The sequence below is a fragment of the Allobaculum fili genome (assembly GCF_020969955.1).
GTDB lineage: Bacteria > Bacillota_I > Bacilli_A > Erysipelotrichales > Erysipelotrichaceae > Allobaculum > Allobaculum fili.
Genome location: NZ_JAHDSX010000011.1, coordinates 1 through 22,875 on the forward strand (window position 1 = coordinate 1; position 22,875 = coordinate 22,875).

A 22,875-nucleotide genomic window follows, 5' to 3' on the forward strand; every position below is an offset into this window, starting at 1 on the left:
CCGGATCCGAAGTATGAAGAAAACGATGAAGAATAAAAAATACGCCAAGCGGGATCTCGAAAGGGATCCCGTTTAGCGTATCTAATATTCAGTCTCGCGTATACCCGTCGATTGTTTGACACTTACGAAACGAACCGCTCGCAAATCGTATCGAAATTCGTCGCAGGCCATCGAACCAGTCTGGATTCCATCGCCTGATGGCAGGATGGTCTCCAGGAATTCATAGCGGATCAGGACCATCAGAAAAAGATGACTGCGAAAAACGGTGCCCGTCCGTGAGGAAGAGCACCGTTTTGTTCTGGGATTGTGCGGCCCGAAGGCCTTAGAGTGTTGATTTACGCTTTGTATGCGGAACCAAGGAAGTCAGTTACGTAGTCTTCAACCAGTTTCTGGATTGCTTCAGCACCTGGTTTGAGCAGTTTTCTCGGATCCCATCCTTTGTTGGTGAGGTCTTTGCCTTCTTCGATGTATTTACGTGTAGCGTCCGCAAATACGAGCTGGCATTCAGTGTTGATGTTTACTTTGGAAACGCCGAGGACGATGGCTTCTTTAACCATTTCCTGTGGGATTCCGCTTCCGCCGTGGAGTACGAGAGGTTTGCCCTCAGTTACTTTCTGGATTTCAGCCAGAACGTCGAAGTTCAGGCCAGCCCAGTTTGCAGGATATTTACCGTGGATGTTACCGATGCCGGCAGCCAGGAAATCTACACCCAGATCAGCTACCGCTTTGCATTCTGCAGGATCAGCTACTTCGCCGGAAGAGATAACGCCGTCTTCTTCGCCGCCGATACCGCCGACTTCGCACTCAATGGAGATTCCTTTGGAGTGAGCCAGTTCGATGAGTTCCTTGGATTTTTCGATGTTCTCTTCGATTGGATAGTGGCTTCCGTCGAACATTACAGAAGTGAATCCAGCTTCGATGGCTTTTTTAGCGCCTTCGTAGGATCCGTGGTCGAGATGAATAGCTACAGGTACAGTGATGTTGTAGAATTCCATGATGTTTTTAACCATGTCTACAGCATTTTTGTATCCGCACATGTATTTAGCAGCACCTTCGGAAACGCCGAGGATGACAGGAGACTGTTTTGCTTCACAGCCAAGCAGAATGGCTTTGATCCATTCCATATTGTTGATGTTGAAGGCACCAATAGCGTAATGGCCTTCATGAGCTTTGTTGATCATTTCAGTAGCAGAAACTAACATAACTCAAATCCTCCTTGTGATTAACGTCTTTAGTTTACCGCACTCCAAAATATAATTAAAGACAATTCCCTTTTGGCGAATCGGGCAGAAGGACGAAAATGGCCGAAAACTCATATCGTCCAATTCTTTTCCATCTGTACAGAAGCCAGGCGATCTGTACGGATCACCTGGCTTGATTTGTCCTTAAAAGTATGGGCAGAGAAAGCACATTCCGTATTGCGACACCTGGCTTTTCTTCTGTTCAGCAGCGTTGCAGAACGCTTATAGCGTACCGCCGGTCGGACGGCGCGAACTGCCCATCAGCTGGACGGGTCTGGCCAGCGTATTGACGCGTTCCATCAGGCGTTTGGCCGCAACGAGGGTATACTCGCCGGCGTTGGAAACGGCGTAGCGCTCTTCGAGTTCCTGCGGGGAAATGTTGCTGGCGAAGTACGTTTTTCGCTTCGCGTTCATGCGCTCATCGAGCACCGGGAAGAGAATTTCGTCCCGGGTCCACTGGGTCACGGATTCACTGCCAAAATCATCGAGAAACAGAACGTCCGCAAAGCGCATGCGGCCAAGGATCGTCCGCCGCCACTCTTCGTCGCTGAGGTTGTCCTTGAGTTCGCTCATGAGCAGCGGCACGCGCACAAACACGACTTTCTTTCCGTTCTGCGCATACTGATTGGCCAGCGCCATCATCATCGTGCTCTTGCCCGTTCCCGGCTGCCCGAAAAACAGGCAGCCCATGGGGGCGTTAAAGGAACGCAGCGCCGACGTGTACGCGTTGATATAGTGCTGCGGCTCCCGGTCCATCGTCTCTTCCAGTTTTTCCAGCGTGACCAGATAGTCGTCATCCTGCAGGTGCGAAACCGTAAAGTTCGAACGATGCGCCAGTTTTGCCGTCTTCTGGTTCTGATAGCGGCAGGGACCGTAGTATTCCACAAGCATCCCCTGATCATCCACTTCCATCAGCGCCGACTGTCCAGGCACTTTCATGCGGCAAAACTGCAGGCCCTTGCAGGAGCGGCAAATCTGCGTATTGCGCGCGTAGCGGTCCAGACGGCTCGACTGCGTTTCGAGAATGGAGGGGTCGAGATGATAGCGGCTCAGAAAATTCTGAACATCGCCATTTTGTAAAAGCAAACGGATGCGTTCAGCCCGGGCGGCCTTCTGCTTTTCGTTCAGCTCCACTTCAAGTTTCATTTTCTTCATGGCTTCCTCCTTCGAGCAGCTGGCGGCGCAGATCCTTGGCGGCCTGTACGCTTTCCGCCGTGCTCTTTTCGGTTGGAATCGTATCGTACCAGTCCGGCAGAGCTTTCTTCGGGGCGCCCCGACGGCCTTTGCCTTTGGCCAAACTGGTTCGGCTGTCAAAGTTTTCGAGATACGCTAAAGCGTCTTTTCGCGTATTGATTTTCGCACGCAGCAGGTTATTGGCCATGGTGCGCACGTAGCCAGTCGAAAACGCGCCGGATTTCTGGTTCATGCAGTATTCGGTGAGCGTGTTGATCACTTCAAACGGCATGTGCTTGTCTTCGGCCAGCGAAGTGAGCAGCTTCTTTTCCGAAGGCAGAATATCCACGTTTTCGGGCTGTCTGGCTTTCAGGAAGGATACCGGCGACTGCATAAAGTCATCCGGATCCGTTTCCATAATCTTGCGGCTCTTATTGAGTTCTTCGATCACCGCATCAAAATCGATCCACGTTTTCCGATCCTTGAGATGCCGGCTGATAAAAGGGCGGATATCGAGTTCGCCCATTCCGTACAAAGTCGCCAGATGCGCGATCCGGGCCATATTTTCCCGGCTGCGCAGGCGCTGGGGAAAGACGTTTTGCATACCCTGGAAAAAGACGCCCCAGTCAAAAGGATAAGCATTGATGTCGTGGTAGTCGCTGACTGCCGATTTCAGTTCTTCTTCCTTTTTCTGATTCCAGCTCGTTTCCAGATTTTGTACGGAAACGTTGCCTTCGAGCGGCTTGAACGTGCCTTTGACCTGTCTTGGCGGACGCAGGCGCTCGAGCCGTTCAATGGCTTCCTTTCCCGCCTGTTCAAAAAACACGCGGCTGAAATACGGATCTTCCAGAAACGCGGCCTGATCCTTCGGCGCTTCCACGAGCAGACCGCAAAGCGCATCGTTTTCGACATACTGACGAACGAGCGCACTTTCTTCCAGCTTTTTCAGACTGCTTTCCAGCATCGACGAACTGCATCCGCTTAACGCTTCCAGATCGTCCAGATCGAGCGTGGAAGACAGCTGGCCGGCAATGATCAGAAACTCATAGACCAGCGACGCCTGCGCGCCGAGAATCGGGCGATAGAGCAGCTGCAGATCCGCGAGCCAGTGCTGCGAAAGCGTATAGGGGATGGAAATTTCAATGCTGCGGCTCATTTTATCTCGCCCGCTTTCGCATTCGTTTTCCCCGGATTCGCCGGCTTTGCCAAATTCGGCGCCGAAGCTGGCTGATCCTGCGTAAAGCTGCAAGCCAGGCGAACGCTGTCCGGCAGCAGCGCCTCAATTTGCGCGGCAAGTTCTTCCTTTGTTCCGTCGTTTGGAAGCACATGCGTACTCTGCGCCATTTTCTTTTCGGCTGGAAACTGAAGAGCCAGACGGCGCCGGGCTTCTTCAGCCGGAATATGACGGTATTTTTCCACACGATCGAGAGCCGTCTGGTCGCTGCACGTAATCGTCCAGACTTCGTCGAACAGATTTTGCAGGGAACATTCGAAAAGCAGAGGCACTTCCGCTGCGCAAAGCGAAGTCTGTGCATCAATCCACTGTTTCAGCTCTTCGATAATGAGCGGATGCAAAATGGCTTCCATTTTCTTTCGCTGCCCGGGATGGTCAAACATCTGATCGGCCATTGCCTTGCGATCGACATTTCCCTCTTCATCCGTGCAAAGAAGCCCTGCATCGTTCAGGGCGGCATAGCCGGCCTGATCTTTCTCAAGCAGTCTGGCGTTGATCTGATCGCAGTCAGTTACAGGAATCCAGGCAGAGAGAATTTCCTTGGCCATGCTTTTTCCGGATCCCATCGTTCCGGTAATTCCGATTACTTTTCTTTCTGACATGTTGGACAGTACCAGGTGCTGCGCTGGCCGACGCGCGTATGCACAATCGGCGTATCGCAAAGGGCGCAGTCACCTTCCTTTCCGTGAACCATCAGACTATCCTGATAGCTTCCTGCATGGTTTTTCCCATAGGAAAAGCTTCGAATGGTCGTTCCGCCCGCTTCGATGGACGAGCTTAAAATGCGGCGCGTCGCATCGATAATCGCCTGCCAGTCTTCTTTGGACAGGTGACTTGTGACGCTGAACGGCGAAATCCGGCTTTCAAACAGGATTTCATCCGCGTAAATGTTGCCGATGCCCGCGATGACGGACTGATCCAGCAAAACGGATTTGATGGGCGCTTTCCGTTTGCGGGTCATTTCCAGCAGCTCTTCGGCATTCAGATCGGGATCGAGCGCGTCTTTGCCCACCCCGACTAAAACCGGCAGATCCTTCCAGTTTTCCGGCCGGTCATACACGTACATACGGCCAAACTTGCGGGTATCCCGATAGCACAGCACCCGCCCGTCCTGCAAAAGGAACTGCGCGTGAATGTGCTTAGCCTCCTTTTCGTCGAGGTCATCGACGTCTTTTGGCGACGGATAAATCTGAAACTTGCCTTCCATGCGCAGATGGCTGACCAGATCCAGATTGTCGAGTTCAAAGACGAGATACTTGCCCAGCCTGTGAAAGCCGCGAAAGCGCTGACCGGCCAGCCGGCTTTCAAACTGTTCGACCGGCAGATTGGCGGCCAGTTTCGGATGCGTGACTTTGACGCGCTCGATCTGGCTGCCTTTTAATTCTTCTTCGAGGTACTGCAGAACGTTCTGCACTTCTGGTGCTTCCGGCATTATTTGGCCTCGTACCAGCTGCGGCCGGTGCTGACGCTCGCTTCGAGCGGAACGCGCAGTTCCATCGCGTGATCCATGACTTCCGGAATCAGATGTTCCATCAGCTCTTTTTCCTCATCAGGAACGAGGAAAATGAGTTCGTCATGAATCTGAAGAAGCATCTGCGACTTCAGATTTCGTTTCTGGATTTCTTCATTCATGTGCAGCATGGCGATCTTGATCAGATCGGCAGCCGATCCCTGAATCGGCGCGTTCATGGCGGCGCGCTTTCCAAATTCACGGGTCATGAAGTTCTTATCGAGAATTTCCGGAATTTCGCGGCGGCGATGCAGGAGCGTTTCCACATAGCCGTGCTCTTCGCAAAACGCAATCAGGCCGTCCATGAACCGGTGGATATTCGGGTAGTTGGCAAAGTAGGCCTTAATGAAGTTTTTCGCCTGAAGACGCGAAATTTTCAGCTCCTGCGAAAGGCCGAATTCCGTCTGGCCGTAAATGATGGCGAAGTTGACGGTCTTGGCGATGCGGCGCTGGTCTTCCGTAACGTCTTCCGGCTTTTCATCGAAAATGACGGAAGCGGTCCGCTTATGAATATCGATGCCTTCTTCAAACGCCTGAATCATGTATTCTTCGTTGGCCATATGCGCCAGCATCCGCAGTTCAACCTGCGAATAGTCTGCGGAAATGAGCCAGTGGCCAGATGGCGCGACGAACGCCTTGCGGATTTCCTTGCCTTCCTCATTGCGAATGGAAATGTTCTGCAGGTTCGGGCTGGAGGAAGACAGACGGCCGGTCTGCGTCATTGTCTGGTTGAACGTCGTAAAGATCTTGCCGTCGATAATGTTTTTGGTCAGACCGTCCACGTACGTGCTGACGATTTTGGCGTATTTGCGGTATTCGAGCACTTCATCCACGATCGGATGGAGCGGACGCATTTTTTCAAGAACTTCAGCTGCGGTGGACCGCTTGGTTCCGCCGCCTTTTAATTTCAGCTCATCAAAGAGAACGGTACCGAGCTGCTTGGGCGATGTGATCTTGAATTCATGGCCGGCGTATTTATAAATGCGCGCAGCGATTTCGTCCATGCGCTTTTCGTATTCTTCGCCGATCTGCGCCAGAATCGAAGCGTCGCAGTCAATGCCGCGGCATTCCATTTCAAACAGAACGCGTGCCAGCGGAAACTCGATGTCCTGATACAGCTTCATCTGGTTTTCTTCTTCAAGTTCCCTGAAAATGCCGTCGTGCTGCTGCTTCATGCCAAGCAGCCACGCGCCAAAGACGGGCACCGCCCGTTCGGCGGTAAAGCCGCCTTTGGTTTTCTTTTCCAGATCTTTCAGAGGCATAGGCAGAATGATGCCGCTTGCCTGAATGAGGCTTTCGGTATTGATCGCCTGCGAGTGCAGCAGGAACGACGCCAGATGCACATCCTGCGCAAAGTCAGGAAGCGAGAAACCATACCGGTCGAGCAGATGCCAGAATTCCTTGACGTCCCACGTAATGAGGGTGGAATCGTGTTCGAGCAGCGAGCGGAACGCGGCGTCTTCTTTTGCCTTTTCCAAAGGAAGGTAATGAATGGTATTGTCCACGAGATAGACGAAGCCAAAAAGCGTCTGTGTCTTAAACGGGGCAAAATCGGCGACCGGCATCAAATAGAGCGATGCATTTTCCTGCCCGGCAAACTGTTCGTCGGTAATAATTTCGAGTTTTTTCTGGACGCCCGAAGCAGCTTTCATGCGCGAGAGCAGCGACTGCATTTCGTATTTCTGATAGAAATCTTCCGCGCTGTCGGCATCGCCGTTCCAGGCGAGCGACGCCAGATCAAACGGCAGTTTCATCTCCGTAAAGATGGTTGCCATTTCCTTGGAAAGAAACGCCGAATCGCGGCCTTCTTCCAGATATTCGTGACGCTTGCCTTTAATCTCATCGAGATGGTCATACACGCCTTCTACGCTGGCATACTTATGGAGCAGGGTCAGCGCGGTCTTTTCGCCGATGTGGAACACGCCGGGAATGTTATCGGACGGGTCGCCCATCAGCCCTTTCAGATCGATGATCTGTTTCGGTGCGAGTCCATAGCGCTCCCAGACTTTGGCCTTGTCGTAAACGTCAAAGTCATTGAGTCCCTTTTTCATCATGTAGACCGTCGTGGAATCGTCGACGAGCTGCAGAAGGTCCTTATCGCTTGTCAGAATGACGGTATCCATGCCGGCGTTGCCTTTGGCGGCACTGCCGATGATGTCGTCGGCTTCATAGCCTTCTTCTTCATAGCGGGGAATGCCGGCGGCATCGAGATATTCGCGCACGATCGGCATCTGCACTTTCAGTTCTTCATCAAGCTCTTTACGGGTGCCTTTGTAGTCCGGCATCTTTTCATGCCGGAACGTCGGCTTGCCCGCGTCCCAGGCGACCAGAACGGCGTCCGGCTGAACGAGCGAAATGGCTTTGTGAAAAAGCGAAATGAATCCGAAGACCGCATTGGTCGGCACGCCGCCCGACGTGCTCATCGGATTCGAATTAATTGTGGAATAGTAGGTACGAAAGAGAACGGAATTTCCGTCCACCAGAAGCAGTTTTTTCATAGAAACACCTCATATTCGATTTTATCATGATCCGCCCATGACCTTGTTCTCATCCTGTCCGTACAGAACGTATCCGAACAGGATACCTTTCCTCAGGTTTTCTCCGTTTCCAAAGATCGGACCATTATCCGATCTCTTTTCCGATCTCTTTTCCAGTCTCTCCCCTGAAAAAGCAAACCGCCCCCCTGAAAAAACAAACAGAAAAGCCATCCGGCAAAAGGAGAAATTTCCTTAGCCCGATGGCTTTTGCATTTTTCTAATTACAGCTTTTTCCTAATTACAGCTTTCTGGGATGGTTGCGGTTTGGCGTTCTGACTTTCGAGGCCAGCGAAGGCACTTTGTTGCGGGGGACAAAGCGGGACTGAAACAGGGCCCAGCGTACGATAACCAGATCGATGTAAAACACCAGAATGACGGACAGAGACGAAAAAATCAGCGTCAGCAGTTCGAAATGGTAAAACCAGGAAAGCAGGGACACTGAAAGACGTCCGGTGCTTTCCATCAGGAAATACGTAAACAGATCCCCCATAAACAGCAGGAAAATGAGCCAGACTGTTCTTCGTTCGCTCGATTTGAGCCAGACCGGAAAAAGACCGCCAAGCCAGGCCATGATCGGAAAGGAAAACGTGCAGGCCGGAAACGTACCGGTAACGAGTCCGTCGTAACAAAGTCCTGCTAACATCCCGACCAGAATACGGGTCAGCCACGGCTTGTCATGGGTGTACACCATCACGCCGATCAGATAGAAATGCCAGATGACGGAGAGCGACTGAAAGGTAAAGTCGAGGGGCAGCGTATAGGCGAGCATGGAATCGAGCATCCCCAGAATAAAGAAGCCGCCGACAATTGCGTAGGGCTTCTTCATTGTTCCGGCGTTCCTTCCGTAAAGATGCTGACGTAGGTGAAGCCGTTCATGTTGTCGACCGGTTCGACATAAATCGTGGAAACGATCGCGTCGTCATTCACGACCGAAGACGTAACGGTCCCGATCATCAGACCCGCCGCGTATTGGCCGCCTTTCTGGGAGGTAGCCACTTTCTGTCCGGGCAGAACGATGGCTTCGTGATCAAAGAGAAGCACTTCGTAGCGGTTCTGGCTGGCGTCATAGCCGCGCAGAACGCCTTCGACCGTCGTTCCGTCGTCCATCGAAATCTGCACCGTAATGTCGTTGGGCAGTTCGTTTCCGGTCAGCAGGGCCACAACCGATGTCGTATCCTGTACGCTTTCGACCAGGCCGACGACGCCCTGGCTCGATACAACGAGCATGCCCTTTTCGACGCCGCTTGCGCTGCCGGCGGAAACGGTCACGCTCTGATTCCAGGCCTGAACGGGACGGCTGATCACTTCGCAGCTGATCTGCTTCGCGTCTGGCATCGCGTTTTTCAGCTCCAGCAGGCCCTGCAGTTCCAGATTGCGGTTGCGTTCCTGGGCATACAGCGTCTGGTAGGAGCGCTGGTTGGCCAGTTCGTCATTAAGATACGTATTGTCCTGGTACACATGCCAGAGATTGGAAAAATCGCTGACCGCGTTCGCCGCGGAAGTCAGCGGCTTATCAAACAGGCCATAGCGCAAATACGTCCACGCGCTGTAGCCGATATTGGAAATGGAATTCTGACGTACGGAAAGCATCAGGCATCCGAACAGAAAGAAAACAGAAATAAAAAGAATGAGAATTCTCTGCAGTTTGGTAAATCGTCGCATACGTTCGCCCTCCGGATTTGTCTCATTATACCGGATTTTGAAAGCGTACGGCGGCTAAGCCAGATCTGTGTACTCACTTTCCGGCTCGTCGAGCAGACCGTGCGATCGAAAGCTGAAACAGCCGTTTCGCGTGGCGATGACGTGATCGAGCAGACTGATTTTGTGAAGTCTTGCGGCTTCGAGAAGCATCTGTGTACTTTCCAGATCCGCCAGCGAAGGAATCGGATCGCCGGACGGATGATTGTGGACGAGGACGATGGAACTCGCGGACGTCATGAGCGCGTCCCGAAAAATTTCCCGCGGGTGGATCAGCGACTGATCGAGCGTGCCCACAAACAGATCCTTGTGCCGGATGATCCGCCGTTTGACATCGAGATAGAGCACCGCGAAGTGTTCCTGACTTTTGGTTCCGTATTCCGCCTGCAGCCACGTTTCAATATCGTCCAGGCTTCGAATGGAAACGCTCATCGTCCGTGCCTGCAGGGAGCGGGCGTACAGTTCTCTGGCCGCGCAGATCTGGAGCGCCTTGGCCTGACCGATCCCTTCAATTTCCATCAGTTCTTCGGGCGCAATGGAATAGAGACGGCGCAGATTGTCTGTCTTCTGCAAAATGGACTGCGCCAGAGATTCCACCGCGTGCGTTTTCGTCCCGGATCCGAGGACCAGACAAAGCAGATCCTGATTTTCCAGACGCTCAATTCCCTGCAGCATCGCTTTTTCCCGGGGCCGGTCCATCTGTGTTCGTTCTTTCATTTTCATATCCTTTTATACGGACAGAACCGGCTTCGGTACGAACCGGAGCGGATCCGTTGAAAAGCAGCAGGCGGGTCTATTTCCCTTCGTTCCGCTTATCCCTTGTCCGGCTTATCCCGCTCTTGTCTTCCGCTCTGCTCTTCCTCTCGGGTCTGGATCGGGTCTGGGGTTTCTTTTTCCCTTTTGGCCAAAGATGGTGTATCCTCATTCATGCGGCCGGATTTTCCGGTCCGACGAAGGTTTTGCCGGTTCTCGTAAACCGCTTCTTCTTCAGGCGCTTCTCGCGGCGTTGCTGGACGGAATCAAAAAAATTCATTTTTTTGAGATTACAGGGTTGCTCCTTTCCGGGGACCATGCTAATATAGTCAAGCAATCGCACGAAGCAAATAAATAAAACATCCTTGGAGAAGTACTCAAGTGGTTGAAGAGGCGCCCCTGCTAAGGGTGTAGGTCGGGAAACTGGCGCGAGAGTTCAAATCTCTCCTTCTCCGCCATCTTTTGGTCCAATGGCGCAATTGGTTAGCGTACCTCCCTGTCACGGAGGGGGTTGCGGGTTCGAGTCCCGTTTGGACCGCCATTTATGCAGATGTAGTTCAATGGTAGAACACGACCTTGCCATGGTCGATACGGGGGTTCGATTCCCCTCATCTGCTCCATTTCTTTTATTTATTTCAGGTCCAATGGCGCAATTGGTTAGCGTACCTCCCTGTCACGGAGGGGGTTGCGGGTTCGAGTCCCGTTTGGACCGCCACTTATGCAGATGTAGTTCAATGGTAGAACACGACCTTGCCATGGTCGATACGGGGGTTCGATTCCCCTCATCTGCTCCACTTGAATACGCACTCGCGAGAAATCGCGAGTTTTTTTATAGCTTCTCTTTCCCCTTCACACAAAAAAAGCGGTCCTCGTCTGGATGATTTCCTTTCGGAATGATCCGGATCCAGAGGACCGCCTTTATTTTCAATTGGGATCTGGCGAAGAAATGCGGCAGATCTATTTCTGTAAAACGGATTTCTGCCAAGCTAAGTTTCCATTTCTGCGATTTTATGCGGGTTCAGGTGCTGCGTTCGGTTTTACGATTGGGACGCGTTATGACTTTCGATCAGTTTTTGCAGGGCGTCTTTCAGCTCCGCCTTTTCCTCGTCGGTCATTTCCCGCTCCTTGGCATCGTGATCTTCCGTCGTTCCCTGATGGCCGTCTGCGACTTTGCCATTGACGACCGATACGACTAACGGCACGTAAAGCGTCGGTTCGCCTTTGAGGTTGTTTCGAATGTAGTCGGGAAGATACGGTTCAATCCGATCGCGCTGTTCATCGGTGTACAGCCGCTCTTTCTGATCGTCGCGCGTCTGTACGTAGAGCACTTCGATATCGTTCTTTTCGGCTTCTTCTTTCAGAATCGGTACGAGCTCATCGCACCAGGGACAGGCGGGAAAACCGAAGTAGAGAACGCCGGATTTTCCCTCTTCAAAAAACGCGATGGCATCTTCAAAGGAAATCGGCGTAAAATCCGCCACGTCTTTCTTATACGCTTCCGCTTTGGCATCGCTCTGCTCTTCTTTTGTGTCCACTGGGCAGCCGAAGCCTTCCCCTTCACAGGCGGATAGAGCCGAAGACGATGTCGTCGAAGAAGAACTCGATGAAGCGCTCGCATTAGGGGCAGACGTGCATCCGGCTAAAAGCAGGGTTCCGGCCAGCAGGGTGATAAATGTCTTGAAGGGTTTCATTACGCCTCCTTGAGCGAGTGCCGCTTTTTCTCGTAGGCAATTTTGCTGGGCTTATACAGCAGGCGGTTGACCGGCAGATCGAACTCGCCGATGTATTCGTGAATTTCCGGAGCGAAGTTGTCCTTGAAATGGGTCAGTCCATCATCCAGGGAGCCTTCTACGCCGCCCATCGAAAATTCGGTACAGCCTTTATCGAACGCCCACTGGAAGTTTTCCACGTACGTTTTGTACTGCGGCATGAAGCGGCGGAAGCGCTCATCCATGCCCGCATATAACATTTCCGCGCTCTTTCCGTATTTCACGCTCAGAACGCCGGCGATCGGCCGTGCCTTGTCGTCGCCGACCGTTTCGATCAGTTCTTCAATGATCCGGATATCCTTCGCGGCGGATTCTTTCTGCTCTTCCAGGGTAAAACGCTTTTTCTTCTGGTTTTCCGGAAGGGCCGCGATCTGTTCTTCGAGCGCGTCGTAGCGTGCCTGGCATTCCTGACGGATTTTTGCCGGATCGCAAACCGCTAACATGATAATCGCGTCATCGCCGTAATTATCGAGAAGCTTTTTGAAGTACTCCTTATTGCGCAGCGAAACGTGCTTGCGCTCTTCCGTCATTTCGACCATCGCCGCAAAGTCGTCGAGAAGCTCATGTCGACCGCTGACGATCTGCAGGTGACGCTTTTCGGCTTCCTTGATCAGCTTGCGGGTCTTTTTCGGCATCGCCGCCAGCACATCTTCGGGCTTGTCGAGAATGGAGTGAAAACGCGCCTGAATGGCTTCTTCAATTTTCATGGAGTAGCCCTGGAAAATCGCGCCGGCGTTTTCGAGCGGCTGCACGTATTTTTCGTTGCCGTTTCTTGGTCGGGACGTATCGGAAGACGGATACTTTCCGATTTCAATGCCCGGATCCATTTTGATAAACAGCGTTTTATGGCTGCGTCCGATTTTTTTCAAACCATCGAAAAACTGTTTAATCACTTCGGGATCGTCGTAGTCGAGAATCGGTCCGCGCGGAATGTACATCATGGTAAAGCCAAACGGCAGCGCCTTGATCAGCACCAGGGCGGTAGCACAAAGCGTGTCGTTTTTATACAGACCGCAGTGCAGATGATCCCAGTTGGATTTCACCGCGGCCCAGTTATAGCTCTGAAGCAGATTGCATAGCGGCGAACTCTGCACGAAGGCATCGTATTCGCTTTTTGCAAGATTCGTTGCAAAACGATAAGTCGTCATAAAGCCTGTGTCCTTTCCTTCCCCATCCTCCGGCTAGAATTCGGATTTCTGCATCTTTAAGACGGGTCTGAACATCTACGGAAAATTACCGGATACAGATCCGGCAGTTTCGGGTTTAAAATGCCTGTCTATTATACAGGCTGAACGTTTCTTCTGGCCCAATTTGGGCCATTCGTCCAGATTGAGCCTGCCCAAAGAAACCGCCACCCCGATCCGGGATGGCGGTTTTCGATCATAAAGCTGGGTGTCTGTTCTACTTCTTTTCGGGAAGCGGAACCAGTTCTTCGGCCCGTTCGCGGTTCTTGATTTCCGGAATACGGGCTTCCAGATAATCCACGAGAAATTTCGCGGTTTCAAACGGACCCATCTTGTCAGAGCGAATGGTCATGTCGTAGTTTCTGGCATCGCCCCATTTGTGTTCGCAATAGCTGTTGTGATACGTTTTGCGCTTGCGGTTATGGCGTTTCATTTTCGCGTACGCTTCTTCGCGGTCCACGTGATGTTCCTTCATGATGCGAGGAATCTTGAACGCTTCATCCGCGGAAATGAACAGCGTGACAAGCGACGGATATTCCGCAAGAACTTCTTCGGCGCAATGGCCGAGGACAATGAAGGATTTTCCTTCCGACGCGATTTTGCGCAGGAAGTCAAACTCCATGGCCGCCAGCGCGTATTCATTGGAGTTGGTCAGTCCTTTTACCGTGCGGCTTGCGAATTTCCAGCGCGGCGATTCATCCCGGTAATACAGGTCTTCGACGTCTTTCTGATGCCGGATGCCAAGATTTTGCAGGATGTTTTTTTCATAGACCGGCAGTCCAAAATAATGGCCAAGCAGATCGGCGATTTCACGGCCGCCGCTTCCAAACTCACGGTCAATGGCCAGGATAATCTGGCCCTCCGTCTGTTTCTGGTCAGTAGTCATAATCAGCCTCCCAAAACGACGTACCGCAGGATAATGACGACTGTAGAAATGGTCAGGACGATAATCGTCGCCGGCACATTATACTTGCAGTATTTCTTCCATCCGATCGGGTAGCCGTTTTTCATTGCCACCGCGGTTCCGACAACGTTGGCGCTCGCGCCGATCGGCGTGGCACTGCCGCCGATATCCGTACCGATGCTCAGTGCCCAGGCCAGGGTGTTGATTGGAATGCCCTGCGCGCTGGCCAGCGTCGTGATGACTGGAATCATCGTAGCCGAGAACGGAATATTGTCGACGAAGGCACTCGCAAATGCCGAAATCCACAAAATAATGACAATGACTAAAATAATATTACCACCCGAGATATCGCTGATGAAGTACGCGATGCGTTCGAGTACGCCCGTCTGTTCCAGACCGCCGACGACCACAAACAGACCGATGAAAAACAGAAGTGTCTTGTAGTCGACCTTTTTGAGAATCTTGCCGGCGTATTTCGCGTTGGCGATCAGCGTAATCAGCGCGATGAACGTACCGATAAACGCGACCGTCAGACCCGTCGAGGAATGCGAAACGAGCAGAACGATGGCAATCAGGAAAATGCCGATCGAAAGAATAAAGGCCGTCTGATTTTTGATGGCTTCCTTTGGCTGCGGCAGCGTTTTCGGATCAATCGTCTGCTTGTCAGCTTCCTTGAATTCTTTACGGAAGCAGAGCCAGAAGAAGAAAATCGTCGCGATCAGCGAAACCCCGGCGATCAGACCGGTATTCGTCAGAAAGTCGCCAAACGTCAGGCCTAAGGACGTACCAATAATAATGTTTGGGGGATCCCCGCACATGGTCGCCGATCCGCCCAGATTGGAGCAGAACACTTCGGCAAGAATCATCGGTACCGGATTGAACTTCAGTACTTTGGCGAGTTCAACCGTTACGGCCGCCAGAAAGAGGATAACCGTAATCGAGTCAATGAACATCGACAGGAACGCCGACATTAACATGAACACCACAAAGATCTTGCTGGCCTTGTAGTGAACCAGTTTTGCCAGCCGCAGGCAGAGCCACTGAAAGAAACCGGCTTCCGCCATGCCTTCGACCATAACCATCATGCCGGCGATAAAAATAATCGTCGACCAGTTGATGCCGCCTGTTCCGCCGCCTTCCCCTGTGGTATGCCAGAATCCCGGAGTGAAAATCGCCCCGAGATTCAGCGTCTGCCAGATGGCATCCCAGGAATGCAGGCAGAGTGCGAACACAAGAACGAGCGTCGCGAGACCGCATCCGAGGGTGATGTAATGGTGAGGCCACTTATCCAGGATTACCAGAAGGAACATGACAAGAAAAATTCCAACCGCAATCCAGGGTGCTAGAACCTCCATAAAAAACCTCCCTGTATCAAAAATTTGAAAAACGTTCGAACCGAATCTGTTCAAACATCATGAACGTTTTGCCGCGCGTTCCCGCGGATCCGGACAGGAAAATCTACAGAACGCCTATAAATCTTCTATCTAGGTAAAGGAATTGTAATCTTTCCGCAAATTAAGGACAGGCGGTTGACCGAGGGAATTTCCGGCAAGCCCTTTCACTTTGAACGTGCTCTTATCACTTGCTGAAATGTACACAGAACTGGTTATTTTCGGCACGAAACAGACCGTTCTTCCCCTCTTCAAACCGAGCGAAGAAAACCTTCAATTTGCACTTTTTATTCAAGTTGTGGCTTCTTGTCAACAAAAAATCCAAACGCCATTTTTTGGTGATTTCATCCGCTTTTGAATCGTCTACAATAGAGCCAAGGAGGTCTTTTATGGCTGAAAACACTTTAAAAAATATTGTGAAAAAGCAGAAGAGCGGCCAGTCGGTCGGCATCTATTCTGCCTGCTCGTCCAACCCCTTCGTTATCGAAGCGGTTCTCGAGAAAGCCCGCGATGACAACGCGGTCTGCCTGATCGAATCCACCGCCAACCAGGTGGACCAGAACGGCGGCTACTCCGGCATGACACCGAAGGATTTCAAGGAATTCGTTCTTGCCAAAGCTGCTGAAATTGGAACCGATCCGAAACTGATCTATCTTGGCGGCGACCATCTCGGCCCGCTGACCGTGCAGAACCTGCCGGAAAAAGAAGCAATGGCTTACGCGCGTCAGCTCGTTCACGACTACGTAAAAGCCGGCTTCACCAAAATCCACATTGATACCAGCATGAAAGTCGCTGACGACGATCCAAACGTTCGTCTGAGCGACGAAACGATCGCACGCCGCGGCGCCGAACTCGCGCAGGTTTGCGAAGAAGCCTACCAGGAACTGAAAAAGGAAAACCCGGATGCGGTTCGTCCGGTTTACATTGTCGGCAGTGAAGTACCGATTCCTGGCGGCGCTACCGGCGACAACTCCGGCATGCAGGTAACGAAAGTCGAAGACTTCAAAAACACCGTCGCTACTTTTGAAAAAGCGTTCAAGGACAAAGGTCTCGATAACACCTGGGCCGATGTTATCGGTGTCGTTGTACAGCCTGGCGTAGAAGAAAAAGATGCCGGCTGCACCGAATACGACCGTGCGAAAGCCAAAGAGCTCATGGCCAGCATCAAGGACTTCGACAACCTCGTATTCGAAGGCCATTCCACTGACTACCAGACCAAGTACAAACTGAGAGAACTCGTTGAAGACGGCGTCGGCATCCTGAAAGTCGGACCGGCTCTGACTTACGCCGCCCGCGAAGCGCTGTTCGCACTGGCCTATATGGAAGAAATGATGTTCCACGGGCGCGAAGACGAAGCCAGCCACTTCATTGACACCCTTGAAAAAGCCATGCTCAAAAACCCGAAAAACTGGGCGAAGCATTATCACGGAAACGAAGACGAACTCTGGTTCAAACGGAAATTCTCCTTCTCCGATCGTTCCCGCTACTACATGCCGGATCCAGACGTTCAGGCAGCCATGAAGAAACTGTTCGCCAACCTCGAAAAGGAAGGCGTAAACCTGGCCGTTCTCTCCCAGTTCATGCCGATCCAGTACACCAAGGTACGCGAAGGCAAACTCGAAGCGAAACCAGAAGAACTGATCAAGGACCGCGTAAAGAACACGATCGACGAATACCTCTACGCCTCCCATCAGGACGAACTCTAAGTTTTATCCATTCAAAGACTGGCCCATTGAAATCCCAGATCGCCAGTCTGAACACACTCACTTGCCGGAGATGTCGCACGATGTCTCCGGCTTTTTTTGCGCTTTGGAGCGCGTGTCTTTTCTATTTCGTTTTACCGACAAAGATTCAGTTCGGTTTGTCCTTTTCAGGCAGCTGTACGCAGAGTCATTTTCAATCGTAGACTCGCCTCCTTCGTTAAAAGCGCCGGGATTGCTTACAGCGCTCTTTCGACATCCAGACAGTCGTCGCAGGTTTGGAAAAAATGCGAACATTCCGGGTCGTTTTTGATACCATTTATTCATGACTACCTATAAACACAAACGAATATCCAACGGCTGGCTGGTTTTTGGCCTGCTGCTTGGTGCGGCAGGTCTCGCCATTGGTACTTTTGGCGATCTGCCTCTGGATCAGATGATTTACGATCCTTTCAACGTCTGGGCCAGAATTCTGGCCGCCTGCGGTCCCGCTCCTGCATTCTGGGGCATCGGTGCCGCCGGTCTGCTGACTCTGGACATCTGGAAAGGAAAGAAGACCATGACTCTGGGCTGGCTGTTCGCGTTTGCGACCAACGTTATCGGCCCGGTTTACATGGCTCAGTCCATTAACGAAGAACTCGGACTGACCTGGTGGATGTGCTGGCTTAGCGGCCTGCTCATTTCCCTTCTTCCCGCGCTTCTCTTCTGGTATCTGATGCGCAAGGCCGATCGCAAGGACAAAATCAGGGCGATCTGGATTCTGCTCATCGTCTGCGGCGGTTCGACAGCCGTGATTCAGGTTGTGAAACGCATCTGGTTCCGTCCACGCTATTTCGCGCTTCTGGAAAATCCGGAACTGACGTTCCGTACTTGGTACGACTTTGGTAAATCCGGCGTTTCCCAGTTCATGGCTCTGTATGAAACGAACCACGATCTGTTCCGCTCCTTTCCTTCCGCCCACGCAGCTTCGGCTGCCTGCCTGTTTGTCTGGGCCATTATTCCCTGCTTCACCAAACGCGGCAGCGTTTCTCTGGCGATGATCGTCGCCTACCTCGGTTCGCTCGCTGTCATGGGCAGCCGCATGGTACGGGGCGCGCATTTTCTTTCGGATATCAGCGTCGGCTTCCTGATTACCTTTGTTCTCTTCTGCATCTGCGCCTGGGCCTTCGGTCTCACGCGCTATGACGACAGTCAGTACGAATATGAAGACGAAGACGATTTTGAAGAAAGAACGTCCCGTCCATCCAAATCGTCCCGCTCCAGAAAAGCGGCACGTCACGACGACTTCGATGAAGAGGAAGCAGAAGACGAGGATGTCGATTTCGAAGAAGACTTTGAACCGCGTCCCCGCAAAAAAGCGAACGCAGAAAAAGTGCCCGCTGAAAATGAAGAAAGCGAAGCAAGTGAAGAAACACCTGCAGCCTCTGCTTCGGATCCAGCTAAAGCACCTGCTTCTTCGAAAGACGATCGCAAAGCCAAAGCGGAAGAGCCGGATGCCCCAGGAGAGCATCGCCGTCTTTCCCGCCGTGAACGTTCTGCACACCGCCGCAAAACGGTCGAAGAACTCTTTGACGATTCCATTTTTGAAGATTAATTGTACGGATTTTTCGGGAACGAAGCGCAAAGCTTCGTTCCTTTTTTCATGACCCTTGTTTTCATAGCCGCTAACATACGGACAATGGCGAACGCCATTTTCCAGCGACTGCTGGGAAAATCCAAGTCCATCTCTTTGTCTGGGCTGGATTTCTCCGATGCACCGGCATGGCGCTAGCGGTTTTCCCTTCGTGCCATACAGGTATAATAAAATCGGTTCAGGAAAGACACGTTCCTGATTCTTCCGTATCCTGCAGAGCGCCGATCGATCGACGCCACGCGATTCGATTTGGTCTGTCTGTGTGCCTGGAAGAAAGCCCACTGGAAAGAAGGCTGTTTTATGTTGGCAATTGATTCCGCACTGGATTCTCTGATTACGCTTGGAGGATCCATTCTCGCTTTGTTAATTATCCTCGGGGTGTTTTATCTGATCGTAAAATCTTCCGGCAAGTAAAAGCTCCCCAGACAGAGCACTTATTCACAGAAACGAGGACGATATGGAACTGGATTTATTGTGGTGTGTCCTGATCGGATACGCCTTTGGCAACATTCTCACGGCTTCACTGGTCGGCCGCCTCTTTGAAAAAGACCTGTTTAAAAGCGGCTCCGGGAATCCGGGCATGACCAACACGATCAAGGTTCTCGGCAAAAAAGCCGGAATCTTCGTTCTGCTTGGCGACATTCTCAAAACCTGCGCCGCGGTTTATATATGTGTACTGCTCTTTCCCGCGTATACGAAGCTGATCCCGCTGTATACCGGATGCGGCACGCTGCTCGGCCACTGCTTTCCTATATGGCATCATTTTCAGGGCGGCAAGGGCGTAGCCGTTACCGCCGCATCGTTTGTCCTGTACTGGCCGCTGGCCGGTTTCAGTGCGCTGGCCGCGGGAGCGCTTGGTGTCCTGATGAAATTTGGCGTAAAAATCGCCGCGCTTCTGATCGACGTCGTCTTCATGATTTTCATGGCGTTTCGCTTTTCGTGGATCACGTTTCTTCCCGCCCTGTTCATGGCCGTGCTGATGGCGTGGCTTAACCTTCGCCCAAACCGCCTCAAGGATGGAAAACCGCTCGCAGAATCTTCTAGCGCTGCCCAGAGCTCTGCATCGACTTTGAAAAGCAAAAAAGAGCGAAAAGAAGAGCGTATAGAAAAAGAAGAGGAAGAACTTCTTGAAGCGCTCGATGCCGACATAGAGCCCGCAATTCAGGAAGCAGAATCCAGGACGGCACAGTCGATTACCGAAGGCGCGAACAGCACAGAAAAGTAATCTGCGCTCAAGCTCCCTTTGAACAAAATAAAAATCGCACATCCATCGTCCGACGCGTTTTTCGAAACTGCGTTTGGCGGGAATGTGCGATTTTTGTTTTCTGCATTGGTTTATGGCTTGGAATCCGGGAGACTGGCTTCGCGAAAGGCAGATTACCAGTTGACCGCGATATCGAGCTGCGTGTGATTGTTGAGCGCAAAGGTTCCGGTGTCGCAGACGATGCCCATGCCAAGGGACGTCTGGATCAGAGAGCCACGAGGACGGGTGGGCAGATGGGCGGCGACCATGACATAATCGCCTAACATTTTTACGCCGTCTTCTCGCACCCAGTATTTGTCATTGTTGCCGATCGAACGCATGATGCGAACGACGCCGTCCATCGGAAGATTGTAGTACGTCTCTTTTCCGGAAGGACCCATAATGGTTCCGGCACTGCGGTTAAGAACCGCTCCATTCCACTGGGGCGTATCGAGCTTGATTTCCAGATCTTCTTCTTCGAGATCGGCCATCGTTCCGGCGGGCTGTGACGCGTTTTTAGCCTGGCTGACTTTCATCTCCGCATCCAGACGCCGCTTTTCGCGATCCGCTTCCTTTTTCTGGTAGTCTTTCAGCGCGTCTTTTTCTTCCTGACTGACTGCTACGCAAGTGGGATGAACGTGATACGTCTGTCCATCGATTTCCATGAGCAGGGTGTCATCGAGCGAATAGCCGATCAGCGTACCCTGCGAATACGGTTTGGGGCTCTGAAACAGACTGATCTGGCGCGTTTTCATATTTTCTTTTTTGCACTGCTCAAGGCACGGTGCGGTCACAGCGGGAATCTGCATCGTTCCCAGTGCCGCGCTTTTTTCAAAGCCGTTTGCCGGCTTTTCGCCCTCTTTCGCGTAAAGCGAGAGCGCAGGTATCATCAGGCCGGATAAGACGACGGCCAGTAAAGAGGCAATCCATTTTTTCATAATTTCTTTCACTCCTGTGCGCGTTCTCTAAATCATCCTTTCCTCCATAATCCAGAAAAGGACATCCTGAAAAGCCGATCCTCTCTTCAAAAGACATCCCTTACCCGCTCCTGAAAAGCGGGCGGCAAGGGGGCAAAGAAGGATGACTTTGCGTAAGGCGTGCGCATGAAAACTCCGTTCTGGAATTTTTCTGCGTTTCAGTCTAACAAATCCGCAACGATCGGCTCAACCCGAAATCCATGCCGGCCAGAAACCGTGCATTTTTAACCAACACACTGTTACAGAGTTATTACTATCCGTATTCCATTTTGTTTTAGATCTTTCCTGTTTTCGATCTCTTCCGATTTCATCCAGCGAAATCCTACAATTTCCGTTATTTATTCCGTATCTCTCCCCTATTTCTAACGCTTTTTGACACATTCATCTACCGCAAAAAGTCTGAAAAAGACGATTTTATCAACCTGTACAAAGCCTTTACAAAAAAGCGCATCCGCCGTATTCGCGCCGTTTTCCCACAAAAAAAGCCGGGTGTTCACCCGGCTCTGGTTCAGAGGAAATGCAATTAGTTGGACTGTTTATCCATGTCGGCTTCTACAGCTGCCATGTCGAGCTGATAGAAAGCGTCAACGCCTGGATACTGAGCTACGGATACGGTTCCGCGTTTGTTCAGTTCGTCTTCAATGCGCATCAGGCGGTTGTACTTCGCGATACGGTCAGTTCTGGAGAGAGATCCAGTCTTGATCTGGCCAGCGTTTGTACCAACAGCGATGTCAGCGATTGTGGAGTCTTCGGTTTCGCCGGAACGGTGGGAAACAACTGTGGTGTAGTTGTGTTTCTGAGCGAGTTCGATGGCGTCGAATGTTTCAGTCAGAGTACCGATCTGGTTAACCTTGATCAGGATTGCGTTGGCGATGCCTTTAGCGATACCTTCTGCAAGGATTTTCGGGTTTGTAACGAACAGGTCGTCACCAACCAGCTGGATGCGTTTGCCGAGTGTATCGGTCAGTTTCTTCCAGCCGTCCCAGTCGCGTTCGCCAAGACCGTCTTCGATGGAGATGATCGGATATTTTTCTACCCATTCCTGGTACATAGCGATCATTTCTTCGGAAGTCTTGTTTCCGCCGCCGGATTTCTTCAGTTCGTACAGACCAGTTTCGTGGTTGTGGAACTCAGAAGCAGCAACGTCCATGGCGATCATGATGTCTTTGCCAGGAACATAGCCGGCTTTCTTAGTAGCTTCAACGAGCAGTTTCAGAGGTTCTTCGTTTCCGTCTTTGCAGGAAGGAGCGAAACCGCCTTCGTCACCAACGTTGGTGTTGTAGCCTTTTGCTTTCAGAACGGACTTCAGGTTGTGGAAGACTTCAGCAGCCATGCGAACAGCTTCTTTTTCAGAAGTTGCACCAACAGGCATGATCATGTATTCCTGGAAGTCTACGGTGGAGTCAGCGTGGCTTCCGCCGTTGATAACATTGCACATTGGTACAGGCATAACGTGTGCGTTGCAGCCGCCTACATAGTTGTAGAAAGGAATTCCGTAGTAGTCAGCAGCAGCCCATGCAGCAGCCATGGATACAGCCAGTGTAGCGTTGGCACCGAGATTGGATTTGAAATCTGTGCCGTCGAGTTCAAGCATGGTCTTGTCGATCAGGATCTGATCTGTAACATCCATACCGATGATAGCAGGAGCGATTTTTGTGTTTACATTGGCAACAGCCTGTGTTGTTCCTTTTCCGAGGTAACGAGATTTGTCGCCATCACGCAGTTCGAGGGCTTCACGTTCACCAGTAGAAGCACCGCTTGGTACCATTGCGCGACCATATGCGCCGGATTCAGTTGTGATTTCGCACTCTACAGTCGGGTTTCCACGGGAATCCAGGACTTCGCGTGCATAGACATCCGTAATAATAGGCATATTGAAATATTTCCTCCTTTGCCTTGATACAGGCAAATTATAGCACAGCGGCCGC

The 22,875-nt window shown here is 51.7% G+C and carries 18 protein-coding genes and 5 tRNA genes; 8 read left to right on the forward strand and 15 right to left on the reverse strand.

Annotated elements, in window-relative coordinates; genetic code table 11:
* Positions 1 to 335: 335 nt before the first annotated feature.
* From fba to radC, 9 genes are all read right to left on the reverse strand, one after another.
* The gene (gene fba / locus Afil_RS04010; protein ID WP_230267233.1) at positions 336 to 1,202 is read right to left on the reverse strand and encodes a class II fructose-1,6-bisphosphate aldolase; all 867 of its coding nucleotides are present in this window, start codon (positions 1,200 to 1,202) and stop codon (positions 336 to 338) included.
* Between the two features lie 261 nt (positions 1,203 to 1,463).
* A complete protein-coding gene (locus Afil_RS04015; RefSeq protein ID WP_230267234.1) occupies positions 1,464 to 2,396 on the reverse strand; it encodes an ATP-binding protein in 933 nt (310 codons plus the stop codon).
* Positions 2,377 to 3,570, reverse strand: a complete 1,194-nt coding sequence (locus Afil_RS04020; protein ID WP_230267235.1) for a DnaD domain-containing protein — start codon at positions 3,568 to 3,570, stop codon at positions 2,377 to 2,379. The genes Afil_RS04015 and Afil_RS04020 overlap by 20 nt, the downstream gene beginning before the upstream one ends.
* A complete protein-coding gene (gene coaE / locus Afil_RS04025) occupies positions 3,567 to 4,250 on the reverse strand; it encodes a dephospho-CoA kinase (RefSeq protein ID WP_230267236.1) in 684 nt (227 codons plus the stop codon). Before coaE ends, Afil_RS04020 begins: the two co-directional genes overlap by 4 nt.
* On the reverse strand, positions 4,232 to 5,080 hold the full coding sequence (mutM, locus tag Afil_RS04030) for a DNA-formamidopyrimidine glycosylase (protein WP_230267237.1): 849 nt from the start codon (positions 5,078 to 5,080) through the stop codon (positions 4,232 to 4,234). Before mutM ends, coaE begins: the two co-directional genes overlap by 19 nt.
* The gene (gene polA, locus Afil_RS04035; RefSeq protein ID WP_230267238.1) at positions 5,080 to 7,656 is read right to left on the reverse strand and encodes a DNA polymerase I; all 2,577 of its coding nucleotides are present in this window, start codon (positions 7,654 to 7,656) and stop codon (positions 5,080 to 5,082) included. The genes mutM and polA overlap by 1 nt, the downstream gene beginning before the upstream one ends.
* 277 nt (positions 7,657 to 7,933) lie before the next feature.
* Positions 7,934 to 8,521, reverse strand: coding sequence for a hypothetical protein (locus tag Afil_RS04040; RefSeq protein WP_230267239.1), 588 nt, complete (start codon positions 8,519 to 8,521; stop codon positions 7,934 to 7,936).
* On the reverse strand, positions 8,518 to 9,357 hold the full coding sequence (mreC, locus tag Afil_RS04045) for a rod shape-determining protein MreC (RefSeq protein ID WP_230267240.1): 840 nt from the start codon (positions 9,355 to 9,357) through the stop codon (positions 8,518 to 8,520). Before mreC ends, Afil_RS04040 begins: the two co-directional genes overlap by 4 nt.
* A 54-nt stretch (positions 9,358 to 9,411) precedes the next feature.
* A complete protein-coding gene (radC, locus tag Afil_RS04050; protein WP_230267241.1) occupies positions 9,412 to 10,110 on the reverse strand; it encodes a RadC family protein in 699 nt (232 codons plus the stop codon).
* 403 nt (positions 10,111 to 10,513) lie between these two features.
* Here radC and Afil_RS04055 point away from each other — a divergent pair.
* The 5 genes from Afil_RS04055 to Afil_RS04075 all read left to right on the forward strand — a co-directional run bounded on the left by Afil_RS04055 (position 10,514) and on the right by Afil_RS04075 (position 10,940).
* Positions 10,514 to 10,604, forward strand: a tRNA-Ser gene (locus tag Afil_RS04055).
* A 6-nt stretch (positions 10,605 to 10,610) separates the two neighbouring features.
* Positions 10,611 to 10,687: transfer RNA gene (locus tag Afil_RS04060), tRNA-Asp, on the forward strand.
* 5 nt (positions 10,688 to 10,692) lie between these two features.
* Positions 10,693 to 10,766, forward strand: a tRNA-Gly gene (locus Afil_RS04065).
* 18 nt (positions 10,767 to 10,784) lie between these two features.
* Positions 10,785 to 10,861 (forward strand) — tRNA-Asp (locus Afil_RS04070).
* A 5-nt stretch (positions 10,862 to 10,866) separates the two neighbouring features.
* Positions 10,867 to 10,940, forward strand: a tRNA-Gly gene (locus tag Afil_RS04075).
* A gap of 243 nt (positions 10,941 to 11,183) precedes the next feature.
* On the opposite strand, the gene Afil_RS04080 is transcribed toward Afil_RS04075, so the two are convergent.
* The 4 genes from Afil_RS04080 to Afil_RS04095 form a co-directional block, all read right to left on the reverse strand.
* Positions 11,184 to 11,837 carry a thioredoxin domain-containing protein gene (locus Afil_RS04080; RefSeq protein ID WP_230267242.1) on the reverse strand — a complete coding sequence of 218 codons (654 nt, stop codon included), beginning with the start codon at positions 11,835 to 11,837 and terminating at the stop codon, positions 11,184 to 11,186.
* Positions 11,837 to 13,063: a peptidoglycan bridge formation glycyltransferase FemA/FemB family protein gene (locus Afil_RS04085; protein ID WP_230267243.1), complete on the reverse strand. Its 1,227-nt coding sequence runs from the start codon at positions 13,061 to 13,063 to the stop codon at positions 11,837 to 11,839. The genes Afil_RS04080 and Afil_RS04085 overlap by 1 nt, the downstream gene beginning before the upstream one ends.
* 253 nt (positions 13,064 to 13,316) lie before the next feature.
* A complete protein-coding gene (locus tag Afil_RS04090; protein WP_230267244.1) occupies positions 13,317 to 13,985 on the reverse strand; it encodes a cytidylate kinase-like family protein in 669 nt (222 codons plus the stop codon).
* Between the two features lie 2 nt (positions 13,986 to 13,987).
* Positions 13,988 to 15,358 carry an ArsB/NhaD family transporter gene (locus Afil_RS04095; protein WP_230267245.1) on the reverse strand — a complete coding sequence of 457 codons (1,371 nt, stop codon included), beginning with the start codon at positions 15,356 to 15,358 and terminating at the stop codon, positions 13,988 to 13,990.
* 425 nt (positions 15,359 to 15,783) lie between these two features.
* Between Afil_RS04095 and Afil_RS04100 the strand changes: the two genes are divergently transcribed.
* From Afil_RS04100 to Afil_RS04110, 3 genes are all read left to right on the forward strand, one after another.
* Complete coding sequence (locus Afil_RS04100) at positions 15,784 to 17,100, forward strand: class II D-tagatose-bisphosphate aldolase, non-catalytic subunit (RefSeq protein ID WP_230267246.1); 1,317 nt, start codon at positions 15,784 to 15,786, stop codon at positions 17,098 to 17,100.
* 319 nt (positions 17,101 to 17,419) lie between these two features.
* Entirely contained in the window at positions 17,420 to 18,688 is a 1,269-nt protein-coding gene (locus Afil_RS04105) for a phosphatase PAP2 family protein (RefSeq protein ID WP_230267247.1), read from the forward strand.
* Positions 18,689 to 19,184: 496 nt separating this feature from the next.
* Positions 19,185 to 19,952, forward strand: a complete 768-nt coding sequence (locus Afil_RS04110; RefSeq protein ID WP_230267248.1) for a glycerol-3-phosphate acyltransferase — start codon at positions 19,185 to 19,187, stop codon at positions 19,950 to 19,952.
* 152 nt (positions 19,953 to 20,104) lie between these two features.
* On the opposite strand, the gene Afil_RS04115 is transcribed toward Afil_RS04110, so the two are convergent.
* Together Afil_RS04115 and eno are read right to left on the reverse strand one after the other, a co-directional pair.
* A complete protein-coding gene (locus Afil_RS04115; protein WP_230267249.1) occupies positions 20,105 to 20,908 on the reverse strand; it encodes a hypothetical protein in 804 nt (267 codons plus the stop codon).
* A 562-nt stretch (positions 20,909 to 21,470) separates the two neighbouring features.
* On the reverse strand, positions 21,471 to 22,820 hold the full coding sequence (gene eno / locus Afil_RS04120; protein WP_230267250.1) for a phosphopyruvate hydratase: 1,350 nt from the start codon (positions 22,818 to 22,820) through the stop codon (positions 21,471 to 21,473).
* Positions 22,821 to 22,875: the final 55 nt, after the last annotated feature.

Bases quoted from the DNA above. Each gene is read 5' to 3' on its own strand.
- fba (WP_230267233.1), bottom strand. From the start codon at position 1,202: ATGTTAGTTTCTGCTACTGAAATGATCAACAAAGCTCATGAAGGCCAT.
- Afil_RS04015 (WP_230267234.1), bottom strand. From the start codon at position 2,396: ATGAAGAAAATGAAACTTGAAGTGGAGCTGAACGAAAAGCAGAAGGCC.
- Afil_RS04020 (WP_230267235.1), bottom strand. From the start codon at position 3,570: ATGAGCCGCAGCATTGAAATTTCCATCCCCTATACGCTTTCGCAGCAC.
- coaE (WP_230267236.1), bottom strand. From the start codon at position 4,250: ATGTCAGAAAGAAAAGTAATCGGAATTACCGGAACGATGGGATCCGGA.
- mutM (WP_230267237.1), bottom strand. From the start codon at position 5,080: ATGCCGGAAGCACCAGAAGTGCAGAACGTTCTGCAGTACCTCGAAGAA.
- polA (WP_230267238.1), bottom strand. From the start codon at position 7,656: ATGAAAAAACTGCTTCTGGTGGACGGAAATTCCGTTCTCTTTCGTACC.
- Afil_RS04040 (WP_230267239.1), bottom strand. From the start codon at position 8,521: ATGAAGAAGCCCTACGCAATTGTCGGCGGCTTCTTTATTCTGGGGATG.
- mreC (WP_230267240.1), bottom strand. From the start codon at position 9,357: ATGCGACGATTTACCAAACTGCAGAGAATTCTCATTCTTTTTATTTCT.
- radC (WP_230267241.1), bottom strand. From the start codon at position 10,110: ATGAAAGAACGAACACAGATGGACCGGCCCCGGGAAAAAGCGATGCTG.
- Afil_RS04080 (WP_230267242.1), bottom strand. From the start codon at position 11,837: ATGAAACCCTTCAAGACATTTATCACCCTGCTGGCCGGAACCCTGCTT.
- Afil_RS04085 (WP_230267243.1), bottom strand. From the start codon at position 13,063: ATGACGACTTATCGTTTTGCAACGAATCTTGCAAAAAGCGAATACGAT.
- Afil_RS04090 (WP_230267244.1), bottom strand. From the start codon at position 13,985: ATGACTACTGACCAGAAACAGACGGAGGGCCAGATTATCCTGGCCATT.
- Afil_RS04095 (WP_230267245.1), bottom strand. From the start codon at position 15,358: ATGGAGGTTCTAGCACCCTGGATTGCGGTTGGAATTTTTCTTGTCATG.
- Afil_RS04100 (WP_230267246.1), top strand. From the start codon at position 15,784: ATGGCTGAAAACACTTTAAAAAATATTGTGAAAAAGCAGAAGAGCGGC.
- Afil_RS04105 (WP_230267247.1), top strand. From the start codon at position 17,420: ATGACTACCTATAAACACAAACGAATATCCAACGGCTGGCTGGTTTTT.
- Afil_RS04110 (WP_230267248.1), top strand. From the start codon at position 19,185: ATGGAACTGGATTTATTGTGGTGTGTCCTGATCGGATACGCCTTTGGC.
- Afil_RS04115 (WP_230267249.1), bottom strand. From the start codon at position 20,908: ATGAAAAAATGGATTGCCTCTTTACTGGCCGTCGTCTTATCCGGCCTG.
- eno (WP_230267250.1), bottom strand. From the start codon at position 22,820: ATGCCTATTATTACGGATGTCTATGCACGCGAAGTCCTGGATTCCCGT.